The organism is Paracoccus sp. ME4 (genome assembly GCF_046736325.1).
Taxonomy (GTDB): domain Bacteria; phylum Pseudomonadota; class Alphaproteobacteria; order Rhodobacterales; family Rhodobacteraceae; genus Paracoccus.
This window is the reverse complement of record NZ_CP151276.1, coordinates 1,865,756-1,890,104: the sequence shown is the minus strand read 5'-3', so window position 1 is coordinate 1,890,104 and position 24,349 is coordinate 1,865,756. Positions and strand designations below refer to the sequence as shown.

Genomic DNA, 24,349 nt, shown 5'->3' with positions numbered 1-24,349 from the left:
GCCATGAAGGACGACACCGCCCCCATCACCGGCCAGGCCCATCAGGACACGATCCACGACAGCGCCATCAAGCATGTCACGGGCCGCGCCGAATATACCGACGATCTGGTGGAGCCGACCGGCACGATCCACGCCTATCTGGGCCTCTCGACCTGCGCGCATGGCCGCATCATGGGGATGGATTTCACCGACACGCTGGCCCAGCCCGGCGTCATCGGCGTGCTGACCGCGGACGATCTGCCCGGCGTCAACGACGTCTCGCCCAACGGCAAGAACGACGATCCGATCTTTGCCGACGGCATGGTGCATTTCTGGGGCCAGCCGGTCTTTGCCGTGATCGCGGAGACGCGCGATCAGGCGCGGCGCGCGGCGCACAGGGCGCGGATCGATTATGACGCGCTTCCCCATGCGCTGGACCCGATCGCGGCGCGTGATGCGGGGATGGGCTATGTGACCGATCCGCTGACCCTGAAGCGCGGCGATGCGGCCGCGGCCATGGCCGAGGCCCCGCGCCGGATCACCGGGCGTTTCGCCGTGGGCGGGCAGGATCACTTCTATCTGGAAGGGCAGATCGCCTTGGCCATTCCGGGCGAGGATGACGAGGTCGCGATGCATGTCTCGACCCAGCACCCGTCCGAGGTGCAGCACATGGTGGCCCATGTCCTGGGCGTGCCCAGCAACGCGGTCGTGGTGAACGTGCGCCGCATGGGCGGGGGGTTCGGCGGCAAGGAGACGCAGATGAACCTCTTTGCCTGCGTCGCTGCCGTCGCGGCCAAGCGCTGGCACCGCGCGGTCAAGATCCGCCCCGACCGCGACGACGACATGACCGCGACCGGCAAGCGGCATGACTTCGTGATCGACTATGCGGTGGGGTTCGACGATGACGGGCGCATCCGGGCGGTGGAGGGCGACCTCTATGCCCGCTGCGGGTTTTCGGCGGACCTCAGCGGCCCTGTAACGGACCGGGCGCTGTTTCATGCCGACAACGCGTATTTTTATCCCGATGTGCGGGTGTCGTCGCATCCGATGCGCACGAACACGGTCAGCAACACCGCGTTCCGCGGTTTCGGCGGGCCGCAGGGCGCGATCATGGCCGAACGCATGGTCGAGGAGATCGGCTATGCCCTGGGCCTCGACCCGCTGGAGGTGCGCAAGCGCAACCTCTATCAGAACGGCCAGTTGACCCCCTATCACCAGGAGGTGCAGGACCAGATCCTGCCGCGCCTGATCGAGGAGCTGGAGCAGACCAGCGACTATCAGGCCCGCAGGCAGGCGGTGCTGGACTGGAACGCGCGCGGGGGCGTTATCCGCAAGGGCATCGCGCTGACGCCCGTGAAGTTCGGCATCAGCTTCACCGCGACCTGGTTCAACCAGGCGGGGGCGCTGATCCACATCTATTCGGACGGCTCGATCCACCTGAACCATGGCGGGACCGAGATGGGGCAGGGCCTGAACACCAAGGTCGCGCAGGTCGTGGCCGAGGCGTTCCAATGCGACATCAGCCGCATCAAGATCACCAAGACCACGACCGAGAAAGTGCCCAACACCTCGGCCACGGCGGCGTCGTCCGGGACAGACTTGAACGGCATGGCGGCGCTGGATGCGGCCAACCAGATCAAGGCACGTCTGGTGGCGTTTGTTGCCGAGAACTGGAAGGTCGCGGAGGATCAGGTGGCCTTCGTGCCGGGCCATGTGCGGGCGGGCGACCAGATGATCGCCTTTGATCAGGTGATCCGCGCGGCCTATATGGCGCGCATCCAGCTGTCGGCGGCGGGCTTCTACAAGACGCCCAAGATCCATTGGGACCGCAGCACGGGGCAGGGGCGTCCCTTCTATTACTTCGCCTATGGCGCGGCGGTGTCGGAGGTATCGGTGGACACGCTGACCGGCGAATATGTCATCGACCGCGCCGACATCCTGCATGACGTGGGCCGCAGCCTGAACCCCGCGCTGGACCGGGGCCAGGTCGAGGGCGCCTTTGTGCAGGGCGCGGGCTGGCTGACCACCGAGGAGCTGTGGTGGGACCAGAAGGGCCGGCTGCGGACGCATGCGCCCTCGACCTACAAGGTGCCGCTGGCCTCGGACCGGCCGCGCGTCTTCAACGTGGCCTTGGCCGACTGGTCCGAGGCGACTGAACGCACCATCAAGCGCTCGAAGGCCGTGGGAGAGCCGCCCTTCGTCCTGGGCATCAGCGTCTTCGAGGCGCTGAACATGGCCGTGGCCTCGGTCTACGATTACCGCGAACCGGCGCGGCTGGACGCGCCCGCCACGCCCGAACGCGTGCTGATGGCGGTGGAGCGGCTGCGCGGATGATCCGCGTCCGGGTCATATCCGCGCGCGGATCGACCCCGCGCGAGGCGGGGGCCGAGATGATCGTGACCCCGGACGCCACGCAGGGCACCATCGGCGGCGGCCAGCTGGAATACATGGCCATCGACTGCGCTCGCCAGATGCTGGCGCGTGGCGAGGCAGAGGCGCAGATGGACGTGCCCCTCGGCCCCGAGATCGGGCAATGCTGCGGCGGGCGCGTGGTGCTGGCCCTCGACCGGCAGGCGGCAACGCCCGAGGACCGGCCCGACCTGCTGGTCTTCGGCGCGGGGCACGTGGGCCGGGCGCTTTCGGCGCTGATGCAGCACCTGCCGGTGAACGCGCTGTTGATCGACAGCCGCGCCGAGGAGCTGGCCCGCGCCTCTGGCCCCACGCTGCTGACGCCCCTGCCCGAGGCGCAGATCCGCGCCGCCCGCCCCGGCAGCCTGGTCGTGATCCTGACCCACGATCACGCGCTGGACTTCCTGCTGGCCGCCGAGGCGCTGGCCCGGTCGGACCTGGCCTATGTCGGCATGATCGGCAGCGCCACGAAACGCGCGCAATTTGCCCGTTTCGCCCGCGATCGGGGGATCGACCCCGAGCCCCTGACCTGTCCCATCGGGGCGGGGTTCACGCGCGACAAGCGCCCCGAGATCATCGCCACCTTCACCGCCGCCGAACTGATGGCGTGCCTGACCCCGACCCTGACGAAGAAGACCGCATGCAACAGCTGATCCGGGGCCGCGTCCTCGACTTCCAAGCCGACCCGCGCGACAGCGCGGACAACCACCGCTTCTGGGAGGATGGCGCGATCCTGGTCGAGGACGGCCGCATCGTCGCCGTCGGCGATCACGCCGATCTGGCCCGCGAGGGGCTGGAGGAGATCGACCACCGCCCGCATCTGATCCTGCCGGGCTTCATCGACCCGCATATCCACTTCCCGCAGCTGCAGGTCATCGCCAGCTGGGGCGCGCAGCTGCTGGACTGGCTGAACACCTACACCTTCCCGGCCGAGGCGCAGTTCGTCGACCCCGACCACGCCGCGCGCATGGCGGGGCTGTTCCTGGACCAGCTGACCGCCCATGGCACGACGACGGCGGTGGCCTTCTGCTCCAGCCACAAGGCCAGCGCCGAGGCGCTGTTCACCGCCGCCCATGCGCGCGACATGGCCATGGTCGCGGGCAAGGTGATGATGGACCGGAACGCGATTGCGGCGGTCCATGACACGCCGCAATCCTCCTATGACGACAGCCGCGCGCTGATCGCGGCCTGGCACGGCAAGGGGCGCCAGCGCTATGCGATCACGCCGCGTTTCGCGATCACCTCCAGCCCCGAGCAGATGGAGATGGCGGGCGCGCTGGTGCGAGAGAACCCCGGTCTGCACCTGCAGACCCATCTGTCGGAGAATCGGGACGAGATCGAATTCACCTTAAGTCTGTATCCCAAGGCCCGGGATTATCTGGATATCTACGATCACTATGGCCTTCTGGGGCCGCGCAGCCTGCTGGGCCATTCCATCCATCTGGAGTCGCGCGAGATCGACCGCATCGCCGAGACCGACAGCCGCCCGGTCTTCTGCCCGACCTCGAACCTGTTCCTGGGGTCGGGGCTGTTCGACGCCGAGGGCCTGCGCGGGCGCGGCATCACCAGCGGCATCGCCACCGATGTGGGCGGCGGCACCAGCTGGTCCATGCTGACGACCCTGGCCGAGGGCTACAAGATCCTGCAGCTGCAGGGCCAGAAGATGCACCCGCTGACGGCCTTTCACTGGGCCACGCGCGGCAATGCCCTGACCCTGGGCCTTGAGGCCGAGATCGGCACGCTTGCGCCCGGCAGCGCCGCCGATCTGGTGGTGCTGGACCCCCGCGCGACCCCCGCGATGGCGCTCCGGGCCGAACGCGCCGAGACCCTGGCCGAGGAGCTGTTCATCCTGCAGATCATGGGCGACGACCGCGCCGTGGCGCAGACCTATGTGGCGGGCCGTCCGCGCAAGGAGGGGTAGGACGACCCGGCGCGGCGATCCTGGCTGTCGCGGTCATCTGCGGCAAGGGCCTCCGCCAGCCGCGACGCGACCTGTTCGGAATGGGCGGTGACCTCGGGAATGCCCACCAGCTCCCCGACATGGCCGCGCGCCAGGGGTCCCGCGACCCACAGACCGTCCACCGCCGCGCCCGTGGCTCCGATCGCGCGGCAGCCCTCGGTCACGTCCAGTCCCAGCCCGAGCGCATCGGCACGCAGCAATCCCACCGCCGCGGCCGAGGACAGAACCGGCGATCCGGCGATGATGCGGTCATGCGCGGGGCCGGTGGTCAGGATCACCCGGTCGAAGACTTCGCGCCGGGCGGTGCGGCCCCGGGGGGCCCAGGTCACGATCAGACCCGCCTCGTCCGCCGCGATGCCGCTCAGGCGACCGGCCCGGATGCGCAGGCGGTCCTCGGCGATCAGGCGGTCCAGCACGGCCTCGACCTGAGGGGCGATGCGGAAGCGGTGGACATCCCACCAGACCCGCAGTCGCGCGACCAGCCGCGCGCGTTCCGGATGCGGCAGCGCAGCCCAGACCGCCGGGCCGTCGCGGCGCAGATTGTCCAGCGTCGCCTGCCACGGCAGGCCGCGCGCGGCATCGCGGGCGACCTCGGCCCGCACGCGGCGCAGCAGCGACAGGGCCGTCCGGGCGGGATCGGCCGCGAAATCGGAGGGGCTTTCGGGGTGGCCCGTGGCGTGACCGCGCGACCGCTGCCCGCGCCGCGACAGCGCCAGGATCGCGCCGCGAAACCCCTGCCCATCAAGACTGGCGATCACATCGGCCGAGGTCAGCCCGGTGCCCAGCACCAGCACCCGCCGCGTCCGCGCCGCAGCGCCGATCGCGGCGGCGTCGGAGGGGTCGACGATCAGGCGCGGATCGTCGCGCAGGTCCTGAAGGCCGGGCGGAAGGGCCGGGGGCGGGTGGCTGGTCGCGATGACGACGTGATCGGCCTCCAGCGCCGCGCCATCCTCCAGCAGCAGGCGGAACCGGTCGGGGCGGGTCAGCGCCACGGCGCGCGTGCGCAGATGCCGGATGCGGCCTGCGGCAAGGTCCGGGGCCAGCGCCTCGGCCACATAATCGGCGACGATGCCCCGCTGCGGAAACAGCGCGCCGTCGGCGGTCGCGCTGCCGGGCGACAGGGCGACGCCGCGCGCCGCGATCCAGCGGTGCAGCCCGTCGCGGATGTCGGTGCGCATGGTCATGCGGCTGGCGGGCACGTTGATGCGATGCGCCGGATCGGTCGTGGAGTAGGCCAGGCCCGCGCCCAACCGCTGCCGCGGCTCGATCACGACGATCTGCGCGTCGGGGGCCTGTCTGGCCAGGTGCCACGCCGTCAGCGCGCCGGTGAAGCCGCCCCCGATGATCGCGACCCTGCTCACGCCCCCTCCAACCCGAGGAGCCGCGCGGCATTGTCGTGGAAGAAGCGGTCCAGCACGGCCTCCTTGAGGCCGAGGGCCAGCGCGTCGTCGATGGACTGCCCGATGGGCCGGAACGGATAGCTGGACCCGAACAGCAGCTGATCGCCCAGCCAGCCATTGGCGGCGTCCACATAGGCTTGGGAACCGGTCTGGAACAGGTACATGTCGGGGATCAGGTGGACGTTCTCCCACCGGAAGGCAAGGCCCAGCACCGCCTGCACGTTTGGCCAGTAGCCGTGGAAGACCCCGATCCGCAGCCGCGGAAAGGCCTGCGCGATGGCGGCGATGCCCGCGGGGTCGTTGAAGCGCGGATCGGGCGTGGTCGGCCCGCTCATCAGAAAGATCGGCACGTCCAGCGCCTGCGCCAGATCGTAGACCGGGAAATAGGCGCGGTCGTCGGGATGCCGCGGCGGGCTGCCGAAGCCCGGCTCCACGTCGATGCCGCGAAGGCCAAGGGTGCGGATGGCGCGTTCGGCCTCGGCGAGGGCCGCCGCCTCGCCCTGCACGATGGGATCGACGGCGCCGATGCCGGTCAGCCGCGCGGGGTCCAGCGCCACGATGTCCGCGATGTCGTCATTGGGCAGGTGCTGGGTCGGCGTGTGGCGGCCAACGACGACCGCGCGGGTCAGACCGGCATCCTCGATCTCGGCCAGGAAACCGTCGGGCGTGGCGGATCGGGTGAAATGCCGGTCGTCGCCGCGCGTGCCGACGCGGCGGTTCAGCCAGCGGACCACGTCGTAGTCGGGCGTGCCTGGCGTCCTGCCGAAGAAGTCGTGCAGATAGGCCGGGCGGCAGCGCATGTCGATGATGGGTCGGGTCATGGTCGGTCCTTCAGTTGGCGGCACGGGCGCGCACGTCGAAGGCGCCCCCGGTCTGGGCGACGCCGCGCAGCGTCACGGCATCCTTCCCGATCAGCGGGAAGACCAGCTCCGCAAAGCGGATCGCCTCCTCCAGGTGCGGATAGCCGGACATCACGAAGGTCTCGATGCCCAGGTCCTGATATTCGCGCATCCGGGCCGCGACCGTCTCGGGGTCGCCGACCAGCGCTGTGCCCGCGCCGCCCCGCACCAGCCCCACCCCGGCCCAGAGGTTCGGCGCGACCTCCAGCCGGTCGCGGCGGCCGCCATGCAGCGCCGCCATGCGGCCTTGGCCCACCGAATCCATCTGCGCGTAATTGGCCTGGGCGCGGGCGATGTCGTCATCGGTCAGGCGGCTGATCAGGCGTTCGGCGGCGGCCCAGGCCTCGGCCTCGGTCTCGCGGACGATGGCATGCAGGCGGATGCCGAAGCGGACCGTGCGCCCATGCGCCGCGGCCTTGGCGCGCACGTCGGCGATCTTGGCGGCGACGGCGGCGGGGGGTTCGCCCCAGGTCAGGTAGACGTCGACGTGCTCGCCTGCCAGGGCATGGGCCGCCGGAGAGGAGCCGCCGAAATAGAGCGGCGGATGGGGCTGCTGGGGGCCGGGGTGGAAGTTGCGCGCCCCCTCCACCCGGACATGCCTGCCGTGGAAATCGACGGTCTCGCCCGCCATCAGGCGTTTCCAGACGGTCAGGAACTCATGCGCGTTCTCATAGCGGCCGTCATGGTCGAAGAAGGCCCCGTCGGCGGCCAGCTCTCGCGGATCGCCGCCCGGCACGACATTGAGCAGCAGTCGCCCGCCAAGCGCCTCGTCCAGCGCGGCCGCCTGACGGGCCGCGACCGTGGGGCCGGTGACGGACGTGCGCAGCGCCACCAGCAGCTTCAGCCGCTGCGTCACCGGCGCCAGGACCGCCGCGGCGATCCAGGGGTCGAGGCAGCTGGCCCCCGTGGGGATCAGCATGCCGTCATAGCCCAAGCGGTCGGCGGTCATGCCGATCTCTCGCAGATAGGCGGTGCTGGGCGCGCGGCCGAAATCGGACGTGCCCAGATAGCGCGTGTCGCCCGAGGTGGGCAGGAACCAGAAGATGTCGGGGCTGGACATGGGCGACCTCAGGCGGCTTTGGCGGTGGGCAGATAGGCGCCGAACTGGGCGACGCCGCGATCCAGCCGGGCCAGCACGTCCGCATCGACCAGCCGCCCGTCCGCGAAGTCGCCGGAGGAGGCATAGATGCCGGTTCCCAGCACATGCGCCTCGAAGAAGCCGAACAGCGGGCGCAGCTGATGCTCGATGATCAGGGCGTGGCGGTGCCCGCCGCCGGTGGCGGCCAGAAGGACGGGCTTGCCGGCCAGGGCCTCGGGCGCGATCAGGTCGATGAAATGCTTGAAGAGACCGGTGTAGCTGCCCTTGTAGACGGGGCTTGCGACGATGATCGCATCGGCCTCGGTGAAGGCGCGGAGGTGGCGGTCCAGCGCCGGCGCATGGCCGGGAACGCTCGCCAGGCCGAAATCCGCACCCAGATCGGCGATGTCGAACACCTCGGCCGTGCCGCCGAACCGCGCGACGGCCGCATCGGCCGCCTGCGTGACCAGCGCGCGGCTCTTTGAGGGCTGGCTCCAGGACCCGGCGAAGGCTGCGAATCTGGGGGAGGGCATGGCGGTCTCCTAAAGACGATTTCCTTTGTCGTGTATCCTAGGCCCCGGCCGGGCACATTGCCCATTCCAAAGCGCGCAGGGCGAAGAGAAGGCGATGATCGCCAAGGGCCATGGCGGCAGCATGGATTTTCTCCCGGCGCACCGACCCGCGCCCGGCTCCCGGATCGGACGGAGAACGGCATTCTCCCACGCAGGGTGCCGCAGAGATCAGGCATCTCCGGACGCGGGTGAATTGAGAATGGCGGGCGGATTGCATCATCGCGAAAACACGAGCACCTTTATCGACATAAAATGATCCCGGGTGATGATGATGGCTCAGATGAACAGACGCGACCTTCTTCGGACCGCCGCCGCCGCCGCTGCGGCGACGCTGGCGGCACCCTCCCTGCTGCGCGCGCAGGGGCTGCGCGAGCTGCGGATGGATTGGGCGACCTACAACCCGGTCTCGATGCTGCTCAGGGACAAGGGCTGGCTGGAGGAGGAGTTCGCCGCCGACGGCACCGCGATCACCTGGGTCCAGTCGGCAGGCTCGAACAAGGCGCTGGAATTCCTGAACGCCAGCGCGATCGACTTCGGCTCGACCGCCGGATCGGCGGCGCTGGTGGCGAAGATCAACGGCAATCCGATCACCTCGGTCTACAGCTATTCCAAGCCGGAATGGACGGCGCTGGTGACGCGGGCCGATACCGGCATCACCGGCGTGGCCGACCTGGCCGGGCGCAGCGTGGCGGTGACGCGCGGAACCGATGCGCATATCTTCCTGCTGCGCGCCCTGGCCGATCAGGGCCTGTCCGAGCGCGACATCACCGCCGTCCTGCTGCAGCATGCCGATGGCAAGACGGCCCTGATCCGGGGCGATGTCGATGCCTGGGCCGGGCTGGACCCGATGATGGCCGCGGCCGAGATCGAGGATGGCGCGCAGCTGTTCTTCCGCAATCCGGCGGCCAACACCTATGGCATCCTGAACACCCGCGACGCCTTCCTGGCCGAACAGCCGGAGGTCGTGGCCCGTGTCCTGTCCGTCTATGAGCGCGCCCGCCGGCACGCGCTGGACAACCCCGACGACCTGAAGGCGGTCACCGTCGCTGCGACAGGCCTCTCCCCCGAGGTCATCGCCATCCAGTTGGACCAGCGCACCGACCTGAGCCAGCCCCGCCTGGGTCAGGCGCAGCGCGACACGATCCTGGCGGCGGGCCTGGCGCTGCAGGGCGCGGGCGTGATCGACGCCGCCGTGGACGTGGCCGGCACCGTCGACGCGCTGATCGACGACCGCCTGCCCGCCGCGTCATGACGGAGGTCCGGATGGTCGAGACCCTGACCGATGCCCCGCGGCCCGCACGCGCCCCGGTGGTGACGCTGAAACCGCTTCTGGGCCTGCTGCTGCCCCTGGGCCTGGCGCTGGTCTGGGAGGGGGTGGTGGCGCTTGGCTTGAACAGCGGGCGGCTGCTGCCGCCGCCCTCGGTCATCTGGGCGACGCTGGCCGATCTGTGGCTGCGCGGCGATCTGGCGCATCATGCGCAGGCCACGCTGACGCGCGTGGCCCTGGGCTTTGCGGCGGGGGTCGCGGCGGGCACCGCCCTGGGCGCGGTGACCGGCTATTCGCGGCTGCTGTCGCGGCTTCTGGACCCGACGCTGCAGGCGCTGCGCGCGATCCCGTCCATCGCGTGGGTGCCGCTGTTCATCCTGTGGTTCGGCATCTTCGAGGCGCCCAAGATCGCCCTGATCGCGGTCGGCGTGTTCTTTCCCGTCTATCTGGGCGTGATGGAGGCCATCCGCGGCGTGGACCGCAAGATCGTCGAGGTCGGGCGCGTCTTTCGCCTGTCGGGTCCCGCGATGGTGCGGCGCATCCTGCTGCCCGCGATCCTGCCGGCCTATGTCACTGCGCTGCGCGCCGGGCTGGGCCTGGGCTGGATGTTCGTCGTGGCGGCCGAGTTCATGGGGGCCTCGGCGGGGCTGGGCTATCTGCTGATCGACGGCCAGCAGCTGGGCAAGCCCGCCCAGATCGTCGCCGCGATCATCGCCTTCGCGGTGCTGGGCAAGGCCACCGACACGCTGCTGGCCGTGGCCACCGCGCCCTTCCTGCGCTGGCAGGACAGCTTCGCAGCCTCGCGCCGTCAGGAGTAGATCATGCTTGCCATCCGACATCTGTCCAAGACCTATCCCGGCGGCACCCGCGCCCTGCAGGGGATCGACCTGAGCGTGGCCGAGGGCGAGGTCGTCGCCATCGTCGGCGGCTCGGGCTGCGGCAAATCCACCCTGCTGCGTATCGTCGCCGGGCTGGATCAGCCCAGCCAGGGACAGGTCGCCATCGATGGCGTGACGGTCACCGGTCCGCACCCCAGGATCGGCATCGTCTTTCAGGAGCCGCGTCTGTTTCCCTGGCTGACGGTGGCGCAGAACGTGGGCTTCGGCCTGTCCGGCGGTGCGGATCGCGCGCGGCAGGCGGCGGAGGTGCTGGCCCGGGTGGGTCTGGCCGACAAGGCGGGAGTCTGGCCGCGCCAGCTGTCGGGCGGGCAGGCGCAGCGGGTGGCCATCGCCCGCGCGCTGGTGACCCGCCCCGAGGTCCTGCTGCTGGATGAGCCCTTCTCGGCGCTGGACGCCTTCACCCGGCTGGATCTGCAGCGGCACCTGCTGCAGGTCTGGGCCTCGGTCGATCCGCGCCCGACGCTGGTCATCGTCACCCATGACGTGGACGAGGCACTGCTGCTGGCCGACCGGGTGGTGGTGATGCGCCCCGACCCCGGCCGGATCGAGGCCGACATCGCAATCGGCCTGCCCCGCCCGCGCGACCGCACGGCCCCGGCCTTCGAGGCGCTGCGCCGCGAGGTCATGGGCGTGCTGGACCGCACCCTTCCCATCCCGGCCCCGGCCCCGGCCTGAGAGGACGCCATGACCCATCACGACAAGACCCCGCCAAAGGCCGCCGCCATCACCACGCATGAGGACGCGATCGCCGCTGCCCGGCGGCTGGCCGCGGACTGGGCGCCCAAGGCCGCCGCGCGCGACGCGGATCGCATCCTGCCTTATGCCGAGATGGCGGCCTTCAGCGACAGCGGCCTGGGCGCGATCACGGTGCCGCGCGTCTATGGCGGGCCGGGCCTGGGGCGGCGCACGCTGGTCGAGGTGTTCGAGATCCTCTGCGCCGCCGACAGTTCCGCCGGTCAGGTCCCGCAGAACCATTTCGGGGTGATCCAGCTTCTGGCCGAGGCGGGCAGCCCCGAACAGAAGCGCCGCTGGTTCGGCGACGTGCTGGCCGGGCAGCGCATCGGCAATGCCGGCCCCGAGAAGGGCCGCCGGATCATCACCCACAACCGCACCGGCCTCCACCGCACCGCGGAGGGGCTGCGTCTGACGGGGCGGCGGTTCTATTCGACGGGGGCGATCTTTGCCCATTGGATTCCCACCCGGGCCAATGACGACCAGGGCCGCCCGGTCCAGGTCTGGGTGCCCCGCGACGCGCCGGGGGTGACGGTGGTCGATGACTGGGACAGCTTCGGCCAGCGGACCACCGCGTCGGGCACGGTGATCTTCGACGACGTGGCCGTGGCTGACGACCAGATCATCCCGGTCTGGCAGCGCGCCGACGTGCCGGGCCTGTCGGGACCGACATCGCAGCTGATCCAGGCCGCCATCGACAGCGGCATCGCCATCGCCGCGCTGGACGATGCCGTGACCTTCGTCCGCGACAAGTCGCGCCCCTGGGTCGACAGCGGCGCGGCCCGCGCGCAGGACGACCCCTACATCATCGCGGATGTGGGGCGGCTGCAGATCGACCTCTGGGCCGCGCGCGAGGTGCTGCACCAGGCCGCGTCGCTGGTGGACGCCCTGGCCGCCGCGCCGGTGACGGCCGAGGACAGCGCCCGCGCCTCGGTCGCCGTGGCCGAGGCCAAGATCCTGACCACCGAGATCGCCCTGGCCGCGACCGAGAAGCTGTTCGAGCTGGCGGGCACGTCGTCCGTCCGTGCCGGTCCCAATCTGGGGCGGCACTGGCGCAATGCGCGCGTCCACACGCTGCACGACCCGGTGCGGTGGAAGCATCACCTGCTGGGCAACTGGCATCTGAACGGAACCGCCCCCGCACGCCATCAGTGGAACTGAGCCATGACCGACATCGCCCCGCCGCCCGACCTGCCCCATGTGATCGCCGACGATGCCGAGGCCATCGCCGTCGCGCACCGTCTGGCCGCCGAATTCGCCCCCGGGGCCTCTGACCGGGACCGCGACCGCATCCTGCCGTGGCAGGAACTGCGCCGCTATTCCGCCTCGGGTCTCTGGGGGATCACCGTTCCGCGCGAGGATGGCGGGGCGGACGTCTCGGCTGTCACCCTGGCACGGGTCATCGCGATCATCGCGGCCGCGGACGGGTCGCTGGCGCAGATCCCGCAGAACCATTTCTACGCGCTGCAGATCGTCCGCAGCGGCGGCAGCGCGGATCAGCGGCGGTTCTTTCACCGCCTGGCCCTGACCGGCCACCGCTTCGGCAATGCCGTGGCCGAGATCGGCGCCAAGGACTTCAAGCGCCGCACCCGGCTGCGCCGCGCGGATGGACTGCGGCTGAACGGTGCCAAGTTCTACTGCACCGGGGCGATCTATGCCCATTGGATCCCGACCCTGTCGGTGGATGACGACGACCGCCAGCAGATGGTCTTCGTGCCGCGCGATGCGCCCGGCGTCCGCATCACCGACGATTGGGACGGCTTCGGGCAGCGCGTGACCGGCTCCGGCTCGGTCACCTTCGACGATGTGGCGATCCGCCCCGAATGGGTGGTGCCGTTCCAGGACAGCTTCGAGCGCGCCACCCCCATCGGCCCGCATGCCCAGATCATGCATGCGGCCATCGACCTGGGGATCGGGCAGGGGGCCTTCGCGCAGATGACGGCCTTCATCCGCGACCGCGCACGCCCCTGGATCGACGCGGGCGTGCAGCGCGCCGATCAGGACCCGCTGACCATCGCGGGCGTGGGCGAGGTCTCGGTCCGCCTGCGCGCGGCCGAGGCGCTGCTGGAGCGCGCGGGGCGCGCGCTGGACGCGGCGCAGGCCGATCCGACCGAGCGCACCGTGGCCGACGCCTCGCTGGCGGTGGCCGCGGCGCGGGCGCTGACCACCACGGCGGGGCTGCTGGCCGCGAACAAGCTGTTCGAGCTGACGGGCACCTCCGCCACGTCGGGGGCGGACAATCTGGACCGCTACTGGCGCAATGTCCGCGTCCACACGCTGCACGATCCGGTGCGCTGGAAGTATCACGCCATCGGCAACCACCGCCTGAACGGCGTCAACCCGCCCCGACACGGAGCCATCTGAATGACCACGCCGCTCGGCCGCCACATCATTGTCAACGCCTTCAACATGAACTGCGTGGGCCATATCAACCACGGGCAATGGACCCATCCGCGCGACCGGTCCTCGGACTATACCCGGCTGTCGCACTGGACCGACCTGGCCCGCACGCTGGAGGCGGGGCTGTTCGACGGGCTGTTCCTGGCCGACATCATCGGGACCTACGACGTCTATGGGAACGGGCTTGACGTGACGCTGCGCGAATCCGTGCAGCTGCCGGTGAACGACCCGATGATGCTGATCTCCGCCATGGCGGCGGTCACGACGCATCTGGGCTTCGGCGTCACCGTGAACGTGAACCAGGAGGCGCCTTATACCTTTGCCCGGCGCATGTCGACGCTGGACCACCTGACCGAGGGGCGGATCGGCTGGAACATCGTCACCGGATATCTGGACAGCGCGGCGCGGGCCCTGGGGCAGGCCGGGCAGACCAATCACGACCTGCGATACGATCAGGCGGACGACTATCTGGATGTGCTCTACAAGCTGTGGGAGGGGTCCTGGGACGACGATGCGGTGATCCGCCACCGGGCCGCGCGCGTCTATGCCGACCCGGCGCGGGTCCGCACGATCCGCCATGACGGCCCGTTCTACAAGGTCGAGGGGCCGCACCTGTCCGAACCCTCGCCGCAGCGCACGCCGGTGCTGCTGCAGGCCGGCAGCTCGGGGCGCGGCCTGCGCTTTGCGGCGCGGCACGCGGAATGCGTCTTCATCTCGGCCCCCGACAAGGCGGCGGCGAGGAAGGCCGTGACGGCGCTTCGGCAGGCGGTGGCGGATGCGGGGCGCGACCCCCATGCGGTCAAGGTGCTGATCGGCGTGAACGTCGTTACCGATGACAGCGTGTCGGGCGCCGAGGACAAGCTGGCCGAGCACCGCGACCATGCCAGCGCCGAGGCGGGACTTGCGCATTTCTCGGCCTCGACCGGCATCGACTTTGCGCCCTATGGGCTGGATGACGTGATCCCTTACGGTACGACCAACGCGATCCAGTCGGCCACTGCTCTGGCGCAAAGCCGCGGCTGGACCAAGCGCGACCTGCTGGCGCAGCTGGCGCTTGGCGGGCGCTATCCGCTGGCGGTGGGCACGCCGGGTCAGGTCGCGGACGAGCTGGAATCCTGGGTGCGGGAGGCGGGCGTGGACGGGTTCAACCTGACGCGGCTGGCCTCGCCCGGCACCTATGAGGATTTCGCCCGGCTGGTCGTGCCCGAACTGCAGACCCGCGGCAGCTACAAGACGGAATATGCGCCGGGCAGCTGGCGCAACAAGCTGACGGGGCAGGGGGACCGGCTGCCCGGCGATCACGCGGTCGCGGCCTTCCGCCCCGGCGGCGTCGCTCAGGCGGCCGAATGATCAGGCCAGCATCCGCAGCCCGCTGACGAACAGCAGTCCCGCCAGCAGCAGGCGCAGCGCGCGTTCCGGCAGGTGGCGCGCGCCGATGGCCGCGCCAAGCGTGCCGCCCAGCACCACCGCCGCCAGCCAGACCGGCATGGCGGCGGGCAGCCGGTCCCACATCGCCCACGCGCCCAGCAGTGCGGCCGCCGAATTGACCAGGTTGTAGACCGCGGTGATGGAGGCCGTGTCGCGCGCGCTGGCCCATCCCATCATCAGGATCACCGGGGCCAGGAACACGCCGCCCCCCGTGCCCGTCATCCCCGAGACCAGCCCGATCCCCGCCCCGGTCAGCAGCGCCGCCGGAAAGGGCGGATGGCGCGGCGGGCTGCGGGGGTCCGCGCGGCCCAAGGCCCGGCGTGCCATCTGCAGGGCCGACAGGATCAGCACCGCGCCCACCGCGGGGAAATAGACCTCCGCCGGCAGGTGGATCGCGCCGCCCAGCATCGAGAACGGAAAGCCGAGCGCCGCGAAGGGCCAGATGCTGCGCCAGGACAGGCGGCCCGCGCGCAGAAAGACCCATGTCCCGATGCCCGCGACCACGGTGTTCAGCGCCAGCGCCGTGACCTTCATCGTCCCGGCCGCGGTTCCCGTCAGCGCCATGAGCGCCAGATAGCCCGAGGCCCCGGCCTGGCCCACCGCCGCATAAAGCGCGGCGACGACCAGGAACCCCAGGGCCATCGTGATGGTGTCGGACATGGGCCGCCTCCGCTGTCGCCGCCGTGCTTAGGCTCCAGACTCATTGAGTTTCACAGCCAGAACAAGACGGTTGCGGCGAGCATAATAGCTGAGAAGAACGTTTCCGGGCAGCGGTCATAACGGGTTGCGACGCGCCTCCAGTCCTTCAGACGCCCGAACATGATTTCGATGCGGTTACGCCTTTTGTAACGCCGCTTGTCGTATTTGACGACCTTCTTGCGGGACTTCCGTCCGGGGATGCAAACCTTTATCCCCTTGTCTTTCAACGCGTCTCTGAACCAATCAGCGTCGTAGCCCCTGTCGGCCAGAAGCCACCCAGCCTTCGGCAGGCTGCCCAGCAGCGCCGCCGCGCCGGTGTAATCGCTGACCTGGCCGGCCGACATGAAGAACCCGATCGGCCGCCCGTTGGCATCGGCGACAGCGTGCAACTTGGTGTTCATACCGCCTTTGGTGCGCCCGATCTGGCGCCCGCGCCCCCCTTTTTCACCCCATGGCTTGAGGCCGTGCGGTGTGCCTTGGAGATAGGTCGCGTCGATCATGATCGTCTTGTGCTCGGCGCTCTCGGCGGCAAGGCCGACCATGATCCGGGCAAAAACCCCGTTGTCGCTCCAGCGCTTCCAGCGGTTGTAGAGGGTTTTGGCCGGGCCGTATTCCTTCGGCGCGTCACACCACCGCAACCCATTGCGATTGATGAAGATTATGCCGCTGAGGACACGGCGATCATCGACGCGGGGCTTGCCATGGCTTTTGGGAAAGAACGGTTTCAGACGCTCCATCTGGGCGTCGCTCAGCCAGTAAAGATTACTCATCGATCAGGTCTCCTTGAGGAGCCTGAATCACGCGAAAAGCATGAAATCAATGGGTCTGGAGCCTAGGTCGGACGCGGGGGCGCGTCCAGCCTTAGCGGGCCTTCAGCCGCCGAACCGTGACATCGCCCGCGATCTGCACGGCCGAGACCAGCAGGATCAGGATGGCGATCACCGCCAGCATCACCGTCGTGTCGAACCGCTGATAGCCATAGCGGATCGCGACGTCCCCCAGGCCCCCCGCGCCCACCGCGCCCGCCATGGCCGAGGCGCCGATCATCGACACGACCGTGATGGTGAAGCCGCCGACGATGCCGGGCAGCGCCTCGGGCAGCAGGACGTGGCGGACGATGTGCCGGCGGCGGCAGCCGATGGATTGCGCGGCCTCGATCAGGCCGGGATCGATCTCGCGCAGCGAGACCTCGGCGATGCGCGCGAAGAAGGGCGTGGCCGAGATGGACAGCGGCACGATGGCCGCCCAGACCCCGATGGTGGTGCCCGCCAGCAGCCGCGTCAGCGGGATCAGCGCCACCAGCAGCACGATGAAGGGCACCGCGCGAAAACTGTTCACGATGGTGCCCACGATCCGGTTCAGGCGCGGCGCGCGAAAGATGCCCTGCGACCCGGATGTGACCAGGAACACCGCCAGCGGAATGCCCGCCAGCACGGCGATACCCGCGGAGACGCCGACCATCAGCGCCGTGTCCTGGAACGCCTGCCACAGGCGGTCAATCATCTGCGGGGTCAGCATGGCCCAGAACCTTTCCGTGATCGCCAAGATGGACAAGCGGCGCCAGATCCGCATCGGCGGGCGCCGCGATCAGCACCCGCCCGACCTGACGACCCTGGATGCTGTCGATGTCGGCCGTCAGCAGCCGGCCGCGCGAACCCAATGCCTGCGACAGCGCGCCCAGATCGGGCCGGGTGATGCCCGCGTAACGCAGCTCCAGGATGACCTCGTCGCGCGGGCCGCGGCGGTCGGTGCGCAGCCGCGCCGCCAGATCGCCGGGCAGGTTCTTCAGCAGCGGCGCCAGCAGGGCCTGCGTCGCCGGGTGGCGGGGCGCGCCGAAGACCTGCCAGACGGGGCCGGTCTCGGCGATGCGGCCCGCCTCCAGCACCAGCACCCGGTCGCAGATCTCGCGGATGACGGCCATCTCGTGGGTGATCAGCACGATCGTCAGGCCAAGCCGCGCATTGATGTCGCGCAGGAGCGTCAGGATCGACAGCGTCGTCTCGGGGTCCAGCGCGCTGGTCGCCTCGTCGCAGAGCAGGATCTCGGGGCGGCTGACCAGGGCGCGGGCGATGCCCACGCGCTGCTTCTGTCCGCCCGACAGGCGCGAGGGATAGGTGTCGCCCTTGTCCGCCAGGCCCACCAGTTCCAGCGCCTCGGCCACGCGGGCCTCGATCTCGGCGCGCGGGACGCCCGCCACGCGCAGGGGCAGGGCCACGTTCTCGCGCACCGTCTTGGCGGCCAGCAGGTTAAAATGCTGAAAGATCATCCCGATCCGGCGGCGCAGCGCGACCAGCCCGGATTCGGACAGATCGCCGATGTCGCGGCCATCGACCAGCACCCGGCCCGAGGTCGGACGCTCCAGCCGGTTGATGGTGCGGATCAGGCTGGACTTGCCCGCGCCCGAGCGCCCGATGATGCCGAAGACCTCTCCGGGGCGGATGTCCAGGTCGATCCCGTCCAGCGCCCGGACATCGCCCCCGCCCGAGCGGTAGGTCTTGCCCAACCCCTCGAACCGGACGCTGCCCGCGACGGGATGGGCGCGCGCCGTATCGGGCAGGGCCGCGACATGGCCCGAGGCGCGCAGGTCGGTGATCGTGACGGCGCGGGTCATAGATGCTCCCATGCCAGGATATACAGATCGTCGCTTTCCCCGTAGGAGCGGTGGATCTGCTCGCGCACGGCCTGCGACGACTGGAAGATCTCGACAAAGCGCTTCAGCTGCGGATTGTCGGCGCGGTCGGCGCGCGTGACGAAGCCCACGTTGAACTGAAGGTCCTCGGGGCCGGTATAGATCAGCCCGCTGGCCGGATCGAAGGCGCCCGCCGCGACGATGAAATAGGGATAGCCCTGCGCCAGATCGACGTCGCCCGTGACCTGCACCAGCTGCGGCCCCTCGACCTCGGTGAACTGCAGGTCGCGCGGATTGTCGGTGATGTCGTCCAGCGTGCCCAGATAGCCCACGCCCTCGCGCAGCGTGATCAGCCCGGCCCGCTGCAACAGCAGCAGGCCGCGCCCCTGGTTGACCGGGTCGCTGGCCACCGCGACGGTGCCGCCCTCGGGGATCTGGTCGAAGCTGTCATGGCGCAGCGAATAGAGGCCGATATTGCCCAGGATGCCGGGATAGACGAATTCGAAATCCCAGCCCCCTTCGGCTTCGGCATTGGCCATGAAGACCGGGTTCTGGAAGAAGTTCGCGTCGATGTCGCCCGCATCCAGCGCGACATTGGGTGTGGTCCAGTCGCTGAACTCGATCAGCCGCACCTCCAGCCCCTCGCGGGCCGCCTCTTCGGCGGCGACCGCGGCGGAATCCCCGAAGGCGCCCGGGACGGTGCCGATGGTCAGGTCCTGCGCCAGCGCGGGGCCGGTCAGCAGCCCGAGCGCCGTGGACAGAAGGGTCGCGCGCATCACGATGCCGGCTCCTGTTCCCAAGCCAGCAGATAGAGCTGGTCGCTTTCGGCGAAGGACTCGTGGATCTGCTGCTTCACCGCGTCCGAGGTCTGGAAGATCTCGATGAAACGCGCGACGTCCGGATCGTCCGCGCGGTCGGCGCGGGTGACGAAGCCCACGTTGAACTGCAGATCCTCGATGCCGGAATAGATCAGCCCGCTGGTCGGATCGAAGGTCCCGGCGGCCACGATGAAATGCGGATAGCCCTGCGCCAGGTCCACATCGCCCGTCACACGCGCCAGCTGCGGCCCCTCGACCTCCGAGAACTGCAGGTCCCTGGGATTGTCGACGATGTCGTCGACCGTGCCCAGAAAGCCCACGCCCTCGCGCAGCGTGATCAGGCCCGCGCGCTCCAGCAGCAGGAGGCCCCGGCCCTCGTTCACCGGATCGTTGGCGATGGCCACCGTGCCGCCCTCGGGGATGGCGTCGAAACTGTCGTGGCGCAGCGAGAACAGGCCGATGTTCTGCAGGATGCCGGGCGCCACCAGCTCGAGGTCGAAGCCACGCTCGGCCTCGGTGTTCTCCATGAAGGGGCGGTGCTGGAAGAAGTTCACGTCGATGTCGCCCGCGTCCAGCGCGATGTTGGGCGTGGTCCAGTCGCTGAACTCGACCACCTCGACGGTCAGGCCTTGCCGGGCAGCCTCGGTCGCGGCGACGGTGGCGGCATCGGCATAGGCGCCGGGCACAACGCCGATGGTCAGGTCCTGGGCCATCGCCGTGCCGGGCCCCATCGCCAGCAGGGTCGCCAGAATGGCCTGTGAGGAACGCATGGGTATCTCCGTCATTGAGCGGCGGCATGAGCGCCATAAAACATGACTTAGATTGTCGTGTTTTGGCGCCGGTCTCCATTCTCTTGTTGGCCTGCGGCGGGGAACAATCATGCCGCACCGGGCGAGGCGCGGAGACGGGCGTTCTCGACCGCGGGCCGACGCACGGGCTTCAATCCGCCGCGGAACGGGTCTAGAACGGGGGCCGACCGGGTTCTGCCCGCAACCCCACCCTGACCCAAAGGCGCATCCCATGGCCGACGACCTGTTGAACAGCTTCACCTCCGGGCCCGACGATCAGGGCCGTTTCGGCATCTATGGCGGCCGCTTCGTCTCCGAGACGCTGATGCCGCTGATCCTGGACCTGGAGGCGGAATACGAACGCGCCAAGACCGATCCGGCCTTCTGGGACCAGATGAACGACCTGTGGACGCATTACGTGGGCCGTCCCAGCCCGCTCTATTTCGCGGAGCGCATGACCCAGCATCTGGGCGGCGCCAAGATCTACATGAAGCGCGACGAGCTGAACCATACCGGCGCGCACAAGATCAACAACGTGCTAGGCCAAATCCTGCTGGCGATCCGCATGGGCAAGACCCGCATCATCGCGGAGACCGGCGCGGGCCAGCACGGCGTGGCGACCGCCACCGTCTGCGCGCGCTTCGGGCTGAAATGCGTGGTCTACATGGGCGCGCATGACGTCGAGCGTCAGGCGCCCAACGTCTTCCGCATGCGTCTGCTGGGCGCCGAGGTCGTGCCCGTGACCAGCGGTCGCGGCACGCTGAAGGACGCGATGAACGATGCGCTGCGCGATTGGGTCACCAACGTCCGCGACACCTTCTACTGCATCGGCACGGTGGCGGGGCCGCATCCCTATCCGGCGATGGTGCGCGATTTCCAGTCGATCATCGGCAAGGAGGTGCGCGAGCAGATTATGCCGCGCGAGGGGCGCCTGCCCGACACGATCGTCGCGGCGATCGGCGGCGGGTCAAACGCGATGGGCCTCTTCTATCCGTTCCTGAACGACAAGGAGGTCCGCATCATCGGGGTCGAGGCCGGCGGCAAGGGCGTGGACGACCGCATGCAGCATTGCGCCAGCCTGTCGGGCGGGCGCGCGGGCGTGCTGCACGGGAACCGCACCTATCTGCTGCAGGACGATGACGGCCAGATCCTGGAGGGTCATTCGATCAGCGCGGGCCTGGACTATCCGGGCATCGGGCCGGAGCATGCCTGGCTGAAGGATATCGGCCGCGCGGAATATGTCAGCATCACCGATGACGAGGCGCTGGCCGCCTTCCAGCTGTGCTGCGCGCAGGAGGGTATCATTCCCGCGCTGGAGCCCAGCCACGCGCTGGCCCATGTCATCAAGATCGCGCCGGACCTGCCCGCCGACCACATCATCGTGATGAACATGTGCGGTCGCGGCGACAAGGACATCTTCACCGTCGCCAAGCACCTGGGCTTCGACATCCAAACCTGAGGTCGGCGTCGCGGCGGGCCTTCAGTCCGCCGCGCCCACCGCGTGACGGCGCAAGAGGTCCAGCGGCACGATGTCCAGCGCGCGCCGATGGGTCGCATCCAGCACCACCTTCGGGGCCGCGAATTCCTGCGTGGCCTGCAGGAAGCGGCTGGCGCAGAGGCACCAGCGGTCCCCCGCCTTCAGCCCCGGAAAGCCCCATTCGGGGCGGGGCGTCGTCAGGTCGTTGCCCAGATAGCGCGACATGGCCAGGAATTCGTCGGTCAGCACGACGCAGACCGTGTGGCTGCCGCTATCCTCGGGCCCGGTGTCGCAGCAGCCGTTGCGGAAGAAGCCGGTCACCGGCGCGGTCGAGCAGGGCTGAAGCGCGCCGCCCAGAACGTTGATCGAAGGCTCCATGGGGTCTCCTTTGCGGCCAGCCTATGCCGGGTCGGGCGCGGGGGAAAGATCGAAGAGCGTCGGCCGCCAGTCGATCCAGCGCCCGTGGAAATCGGCGCGCCCCAGGGACCAGTCGCGCCGCGTCCCGTCCCACAGCGTCAGGTCCAGCGCCGCGCCCTCGCCGCCATCGGCCTCCATCCGCAGATGCGCCACCGGCGCCGCGGCGGTCGCGGTCCGGCCCGCCCGTTCCAGTGCGTCGTGACAGGCCTGCCGGGTGGCAGGCGGAAAATACTGCGCGGCGACGGTGTGATAGACCAGCGTCAGCCGCCCCGCGGCCGGATCGGCCAGCTGCGCGGCCAGCCACGCCCCGGCATCGCCCCGGTCCACCGGCGGCGGGTCGCGCCGCGCCAGGTCCAGCGCCGCGCGCAGCCGCGTCAGACGGTCCTGCTGGTCGGCCCAGCAATAGGCCATCAGCCTCAGCCCGTCGCGTTCTGGGTCCAGCGGGTTCAGGTCCACGCCGCGTCGGCTGGCGACCGTGATCGCGCCTTGCGGCATGGTGCCGCGCCAGTCCGGGGTCAGGACGACGCCCGCACCCTCCGCGCCCAGATGATAGCGGTCGAAGTTCAGGTTCAGCCCCGCCGAGGCGCCCAGCTCCAGCAGGCGCAGCGGCAGGAGGGTCAGCGTCTTCAGAAGGCGCGCCGCTCCGATCAGGGCCGCGGCGCGGGCGACCTCATTGGTCTGCGGGGGGCTGTCCAGCCAAGACAGGATGTGGCCTGCGTGATCGTGCAGCACCCGCGCCAGCAGGTCCGCCGGTACCGCGCCTGCGGCATAGGCCGCCGCCAGCGGCGCATCGGCCCCCGTCAGCACCAGCGCATGCAGCGCGCCGCAGAGCCGCAGCGGCAGGGAATCCGCCGCCGTGGACGGATCGCCCGGCCAGTCCCACACACGCGCGGCGACCGGGCCGCCGGTCAGCACCTGCGGCAGCGTCCGGCACAGCCCTGCCGTCAGCGGCGAGCCGAGCGCCGCGCAGGCCCGCGCCTGGTGGGCAAAGGCCTGATCGACGCTCACTTGAACCGCTCGCCCAAGGCGCGCAGGCGGTCCGACAGGGTCGCGGGCTGCGGGGCGGGTTCGGGCTGCGGTTTGGCGGCGGGTTTCGGGGCAGGGGGCTCGGTTCCGCTGTTGCGCGCGGGGGCGGTGCGGTTCGCGACCGCGTTCTGGAAGCGCCCCGCGTCGCCCGCCGCCAGCGCCGCCGCCCCGTCCGAGATGCCGCGCATCAGGTCGTCCAGCCAGGCCTCCTCGGCCTTGGCGAAATCCGACAGCACATAGGGCGCGACGCGGTCCTTGTGCCCCGGATGCCCGATGCCCAGCCTGACGCGGCCGTAATCCGCCCCGATATGCTGGTGGATCGAGCGCAACCCGTTATGGCCCGCATGGCCGCCGCCCTGCTTGACCCGCGCCTTGCCGGGGGCCAGGTCCAGCTCGTCATGCAGGACGATGACATCCGCCGGCGTCAGCTTCAGATAGCGCATCGCCTCGCCCACGGACTGCCCGGACAGGTTCATGAAGGTCTGCGGCTTGAGCAGCGTGACCCGCATGTCGCCCAGCCTGCCCTCCGCCGTCAGCCCCTGGAAGCGCGCGCGCCAAGGCGACAGGCCGTGATCGGAGGCGATGCGGTCCAGCGCCATGAAGCCGATATTGTGGCGGTTCGCCGCATATTTCGCGCCGGGATTGCCCAGCCCCACGATCAGCTTCATCGCTGCCTCCTGCCCGGACGGCCGGGCGATTTGCGTTCCATCCCTTGCGGCTGTCCTTGCCCGTTACTAAGACTCTGTCAACCTATCGCGGCTAAGACAGGGGTTCAGGCCCGGACGAATCGCGGGGACAGGGACGTAAAGGCAAGGACAGACGATGAGCGATCCGGCAGAATTCTACATGAACACCCTCGTTCCCATGGTGGTCGAACAGACCTCGCGCGGGGAGCGGGCCTATGACATCTTCTCGCGGCTGCTCAAGGAACGGATCATCTTCGTCTCGGGGCCCGTCCATGACGGCATGTCCACGCTGATCTGCGCGCAGCTGCTGTTCCTGGAGGCGGAGAACCCGTCCAAGGACATCAGCATGTACATCAACAGCCCCGGCGGTGTCGTGACCTCGGGCCTGTCGATCTATGACACCATGCAATACATCAAGCCGCGCGTGTCCACGCTGGTGGTCGGACAGGCCGCCTCGATGGGGTCGCTCCTGCTGGCCGCGGGCGAGCCTGGGCTGCGCTATTCGCTGCCCAACAGCCGCGTGATGGTCCACCAGCCCTCCGGCGGCTATCAGGGTCAGGCGACCGACATCCTGATCCACGCCCGCGAGACCGAGAAGCTGAAGCGCCGCCTGAACGAGATCTACGTCACCCATACCGGCCGGACCCTGGACGAGGTCGAGCAGGCGCTGGAGCGCGACCGCTTCATGTCGCCCGACGAGGCGAAGGAATGGGGCCTGATCGACGAGGTCCTGGCGCCGCGCGGCAAGGCCGTCCCCGAGAAGAAATAGCCGCGTTGGGGATTGTG

Annotated in this window: 24 protein-coding genes; 11 read left to right on the top strand and 13 right to left on the bottom strand. The window is 69.7% G+C overall.

Translation table 11 applies throughout. The features are described from left to right. Positions 1–3: 3 nt before the first annotated feature. The 3 genes from xdhB to guaD are packed head-to-tail and all read left to right on the top strand — an operon-like array spanning position 4 to position 4,309. The gene (xdhB, locus tag AACG61_RS09665; RefSeq protein ID WP_411836930.1) at positions 4–2,313 is read left to right on the top strand and encodes a xanthine dehydrogenase molybdopterin binding subunit; all 2,310 of its coding nucleotides are present in this window, start codon (positions 4–6) and stop codon (positions 2,311–2,313) included. After that, entirely contained in the window at positions 2,310–3,041 is a 732-nt protein-coding gene (gene xdhC, locus AACG61_RS09660) for a xanthine dehydrogenase accessory protein XdhC (RefSeq protein WP_411836929.1), read from the top strand. Before xdhB ends, xdhC begins: the two co-directional genes overlap by 4 nt. Beyond that, positions 3,029–4,309 (top strand): guanine deaminase, encoded by a 1,281-nt coding sequence (guaD, locus tag AACG61_RS09655; protein ID WP_411836928.1) that lies wholly within the window; start codon positions 3,029–3,031, stop codon positions 4,307–4,309. The genes xdhC and guaD overlap by 13 nt, the downstream gene beginning before the upstream one ends. On the opposite strand, the gene AACG61_RS09650 is transcribed toward guaD, so the two are convergent. Genes AACG61_RS09650 through AACG61_RS09635 form a run of 4 tightly spaced genes read right to left on the bottom strand, consistent with a single transcriptional unit; the run spans position 4,276 to position 8,258 of the window. After that, positions 4,276–5,709, bottom strand: coding sequence for an FAD/NAD(P)-binding protein (locus AACG61_RS09650; protein ID WP_411836927.1), 1,434 nt, complete (start codon positions 5,707–5,709; stop codon positions 4,276–4,278). The genes guaD and AACG61_RS09650 overlap by 34 nt on opposite strands. Continuing rightward, a complete protein-coding gene (locus tag AACG61_RS09645) occupies positions 5,706–6,569 on the bottom strand; it encodes an amidohydrolase family protein (protein ID WP_411836926.1) in 864 nt (287 codons plus the stop codon). The genes AACG61_RS09650 and AACG61_RS09645 overlap by 4 nt, the downstream gene beginning before the upstream one ends. Positions 6,570–6,579: 10 nt before the next feature. Beyond that, positions 6,580–7,707, bottom strand: a complete 1,128-nt coding sequence (ssuD, locus tag AACG61_RS09640) for an FMNH2-dependent alkanesulfonate monooxygenase (RefSeq protein WP_411836925.1) — start codon at positions 7,705–7,707, stop codon at positions 6,580–6,582. An 8-nt stretch (positions 7,708–7,715) separates the two neighbouring features. Further along, the gene (locus AACG61_RS09635; protein WP_411836924.1) at positions 7,716–8,258 is read right to left on the bottom strand and encodes an NAD(P)H-dependent oxidoreductase; all 543 of its coding nucleotides are present in this window, start codon (positions 8,256–8,258) and stop codon (positions 7,716–7,718) included. 319 nt (positions 8,259–8,577) lie between these two features. Here AACG61_RS09635 and AACG61_RS09630 point away from each other — a divergent pair, with 319 nt between their 5' ends. From AACG61_RS09630 to AACG61_RS09605, 6 genes are read left to right on the top strand one after another with little or no spacing between them, the layout of a single operon-like run. Then, positions 8,578–9,549, top strand: coding sequence for an aliphatic sulfonate ABC transporter substrate-binding protein (locus AACG61_RS09630; RefSeq protein ID WP_411836923.1), 972 nt, complete (start codon positions 8,578–8,580; stop codon positions 9,547–9,549). Positions 9,550–9,560: 11 nt separating this feature from the next. Then, positions 9,561–10,382 carry an ABC transporter permease gene (locus tag AACG61_RS09625; protein WP_411836921.1) on the top strand — a complete coding sequence of 274 codons (822 nt, stop codon included), beginning with the start codon at positions 9,561–9,563 and terminating at the stop codon, positions 10,380–10,382. Positions 10,383–10,385: 3 nt separating this feature from the next. Then, the gene (locus AACG61_RS09620; RefSeq protein ID WP_411836919.1) at positions 10,386–11,138 is read left to right on the top strand and encodes an ABC transporter ATP-binding protein; all 753 of its coding nucleotides are present in this window, start codon (positions 10,386–10,388) and stop codon (positions 11,136–11,138) included. Positions 11,139–11,147: 9 nt separating this feature from the next. Further along, a complete protein-coding gene (locus AACG61_RS09615) occupies positions 11,148–12,356 on the top strand; it encodes an SfnB family sulfur acquisition oxidoreductase (RefSeq protein ID WP_411836918.1) in 1,209 nt (402 codons plus the stop codon). A gap of 3 nt (positions 12,357–12,359) precedes the next feature. Then, the gene (locus AACG61_RS09610) at positions 12,360–13,559 is read left to right on the top strand and encodes an SfnB family sulfur acquisition oxidoreductase (protein WP_411836917.1); all 1,200 of its coding nucleotides are present in this window, start codon (positions 12,360–12,362) and stop codon (positions 13,557–13,559) included. Next, complete coding sequence (locus AACG61_RS09605) at positions 13,560–14,945, top strand: LLM class flavin-dependent oxidoreductase (protein ID WP_411836916.1); 1,386 nt, start codon at positions 13,560–13,562, stop codon at positions 14,943–14,945. Here the strand turns inward: AACG61_RS09605 and AACG61_RS09600 are convergent, their stop codons facing one another. From AACG61_RS09600 to AACG61_RS09575, 6 genes are all read right to left on the bottom strand, one after another. Then, complete coding sequence (locus tag AACG61_RS09600; RefSeq protein ID WP_411836915.1) at positions 14,946–15,683, bottom strand: sulfite exporter TauE/SafE family protein; 738 nt, start codon at positions 15,681–15,683, stop codon at positions 14,946–14,948. Between the two features lie 50 nt (positions 15,684–15,733). After that, complete coding sequence (locus tag AACG61_RS09595; protein WP_411836913.1) at positions 15,734–16,492, bottom strand: IS5 family transposase; 759 nt, start codon at positions 16,490–16,492, stop codon at positions 15,734–15,736. A gap of 91 nt (positions 16,493–16,583) precedes the next feature. Next, positions 16,584–17,240: a methionine ABC transporter permease gene (locus AACG61_RS09590; protein ID WP_411836912.1), complete on the bottom strand. Its 657-nt coding sequence runs from the start codon at positions 17,238–17,240 to the stop codon at positions 16,584–16,586. Further along, entirely contained in the window at positions 17,218–18,333 is a 1,116-nt protein-coding gene (locus AACG61_RS09585) for a methionine ABC transporter ATP-binding protein (protein WP_411836911.1), read from the bottom strand. Before AACG61_RS09585 ends, AACG61_RS09590 begins: the two co-directional genes overlap by 23 nt. Next, complete coding sequence (locus AACG61_RS09580) at positions 18,330–19,127, bottom strand: MetQ/NlpA family ABC transporter substrate-binding protein (RefSeq protein WP_411836910.1); 798 nt, start codon at positions 19,125–19,127, stop codon at positions 18,330–18,332. The genes AACG61_RS09585 and AACG61_RS09580 overlap by 4 nt, the downstream gene beginning before the upstream one ends. Further along, positions 19,127–19,939, bottom strand: coding sequence for a MetQ/NlpA family ABC transporter substrate-binding protein (locus AACG61_RS09575; RefSeq protein ID WP_411836909.1), 813 nt, complete (start codon positions 19,937–19,939; stop codon positions 19,127–19,129). The genes AACG61_RS09580 and AACG61_RS09575 overlap by 1 nt, the downstream gene beginning before the upstream one ends. Positions 19,940–20,189: 250 nt before the next feature. Here AACG61_RS09575 and trpB point away from each other — a divergent pair, with 250 nt between their 5' ends. Beyond that, positions 20,190–21,416 carry a tryptophan synthase subunit beta gene (gene trpB, locus AACG61_RS09570; protein WP_411836908.1) on the top strand — a complete coding sequence of 409 codons (1,227 nt, stop codon included), beginning with the start codon at positions 20,190–20,192 and terminating at the stop codon, positions 21,414–21,416. A 21-nt stretch (positions 21,417–21,437) separates the two neighbouring features. Here trpB and AACG61_RS09565 read toward each other — a convergent pair whose 3' ends face one another. The 3 genes from AACG61_RS09565 to pth are packed head-to-tail and all read right to left on the bottom strand — an operon-like array spanning position 21,438 to position 23,545. Next, positions 21,438–21,812 carry a DUF2237 family protein gene (locus AACG61_RS09565; RefSeq protein ID WP_411836907.1) on the bottom strand — a complete coding sequence of 125 codons (375 nt, stop codon included), beginning with the start codon at positions 21,810–21,812 and terminating at the stop codon, positions 21,438–21,440. Between the two features lie 21 nt (positions 21,813–21,833). Then, on the bottom strand, positions 21,834–22,859 hold the full coding sequence (locus tag AACG61_RS09560; RefSeq protein WP_411836906.1) for a DUF2332 domain-containing protein: 1,026 nt from the start codon (positions 22,857–22,859) through the stop codon (positions 21,834–21,836). Next, a complete protein-coding gene (pth, locus tag AACG61_RS09555; RefSeq protein WP_411836905.1) occupies positions 22,856–23,545 on the bottom strand; it encodes an aminoacyl-tRNA hydrolase in 690 nt (229 codons plus the stop codon). Before pth ends, AACG61_RS09560 begins: the two co-directional genes overlap by 4 nt. Positions 23,546–23,699: 154 nt before the next feature. Here pth and AACG61_RS09550 point away from each other — a divergent pair, with 154 nt between their 5' ends. Then, positions 23,700–24,332 (top strand): ATP-dependent Clp protease proteolytic subunit, encoded by a 633-nt coding sequence (locus AACG61_RS09550; protein WP_411836904.1) that lies wholly within the window; start codon positions 23,700–23,702, stop codon positions 24,330–24,332. The last annotated feature ends 17 nt before the right edge of the window (positions 24,333–24,349 follow it).

Bases quoted from the DNA above. Each gene is read 5' to 3' on its own strand.
- xdhB (WP_411836930.1), top strand. From the start codon at position 4: ATGAAGGACGACACCGCCCCCATCACCGGCCAGGCCCATCAGGACACG.
- xdhC (WP_411836929.1), top strand. From the start codon at position 2,310: ATGATCCGCGTCCGGGTCATATCCGCGCGCGGATCGACCCCGCGCGAG.
- guaD (WP_411836928.1), top strand. From the start codon at position 3,029: ATGCAACAGCTGATCCGGGGCCGCGTCCTCGACTTCCAAGCCGACCCG.
- AACG61_RS09645 (WP_411836926.1), bottom strand. From the start codon at position 6,569: ATGACCCGACCCATCATCGACATGCGCTGCCGCCCGGCCTATCTGCAC.
- ssuD (WP_411836925.1), bottom strand. From the start codon at position 7,707: ATGTCCAGCCCCGACATCTTCTGGTTCCTGCCCACCTCGGGCGACACG.
- AACG61_RS09635 (WP_411836924.1), bottom strand. From the start codon at position 8,258: ATGCCCTCCCCCAGATTCGCAGCCTTCGCCGGGTCCTGGAGCCAGCCC.
- AACG61_RS09630 (WP_411836923.1), top strand. From the start codon at position 8,578: ATGAACAGACGCGACCTTCTTCGGACCGCCGCCGCCGCCGCTGCGGCG.
- AACG61_RS09625 (WP_411836921.1), top strand. From the start codon at position 9,561: ATGGTCGAGACCCTGACCGATGCCCCGCGGCCCGCACGCGCCCCGGTG.
- AACG61_RS09620 (WP_411836919.1), top strand. From the start codon at position 10,386: ATGCTTGCCATCCGACATCTGTCCAAGACCTATCCCGGCGGCACCCGC.
- AACG61_RS09615 (WP_411836918.1), top strand. From the start codon at position 11,148: ATGACCCATCACGACAAGACCCCGCCAAAGGCCGCCGCCATCACCACG.
- AACG61_RS09610 (WP_411836917.1), top strand. From the start codon at position 12,360: ATGACCGACATCGCCCCGCCGCCCGACCTGCCCCATGTGATCGCCGAC.
- AACG61_RS09605 (WP_411836916.1), top strand. From the start codon at position 13,560: ATGACCACGCCGCTCGGCCGCCACATCATTGTCAACGCCTTCAACATG.
- AACG61_RS09600 (WP_411836915.1), bottom strand. From the start codon at position 15,683: ATGTCCGACACCATCACGATGGCCCTGGGGTTCCTGGTCGTCGCCGCG.
- AACG61_RS09595 (WP_411836913.1), bottom strand. From the start codon at position 16,492: ATGAGTAATCTTTACTGGCTGAGCGACGCCCAGATGGAGCGTCTGAAA.
- AACG61_RS09590 (WP_411836912.1), bottom strand. From the start codon at position 17,240: ATGCTGACCCCGCAGATGATTGACCGCCTGTGGCAGGCGTTCCAGGAC.
- AACG61_RS09585 (WP_411836911.1), bottom strand. From the start codon at position 18,333: ATGACCCGCGCCGTCACGATCACCGACCTGCGCGCCTCGGGCCATGTC.
- AACG61_RS09580 (WP_411836910.1), bottom strand. From the start codon at position 19,127: ATGCGCGCGACCCTTCTGTCCACGGCGCTCGGGCTGCTGACCGGCCCC.
- AACG61_RS09575 (WP_411836909.1), bottom strand. From the start codon at position 19,939: ATGCGTTCCTCACAGGCCATTCTGGCGACCCTGCTGGCGATGGGGCCC.
- trpB (WP_411836908.1), top strand. From the start codon at position 20,190: ATGGCCGACGACCTGTTGAACAGCTTCACCTCCGGGCCCGACGATCAG.
- AACG61_RS09565 (WP_411836907.1), bottom strand. From the start codon at position 21,812: ATGGAGCCTTCGATCAACGTTCTGGGCGGCGCGCTTCAGCCCTGCTCG.
- pth (WP_411836905.1), bottom strand. From the start codon at position 23,545: ATGAAGCTGATCGTGGGGCTGGGCAATCCCGGCGCGAAATATGCGGCG.
- AACG61_RS09550 (WP_411836904.1), top strand. From the start codon at position 23,700: ATGAGCGATCCGGCAGAATTCTACATGAACACCCTCGTTCCCATGGTG.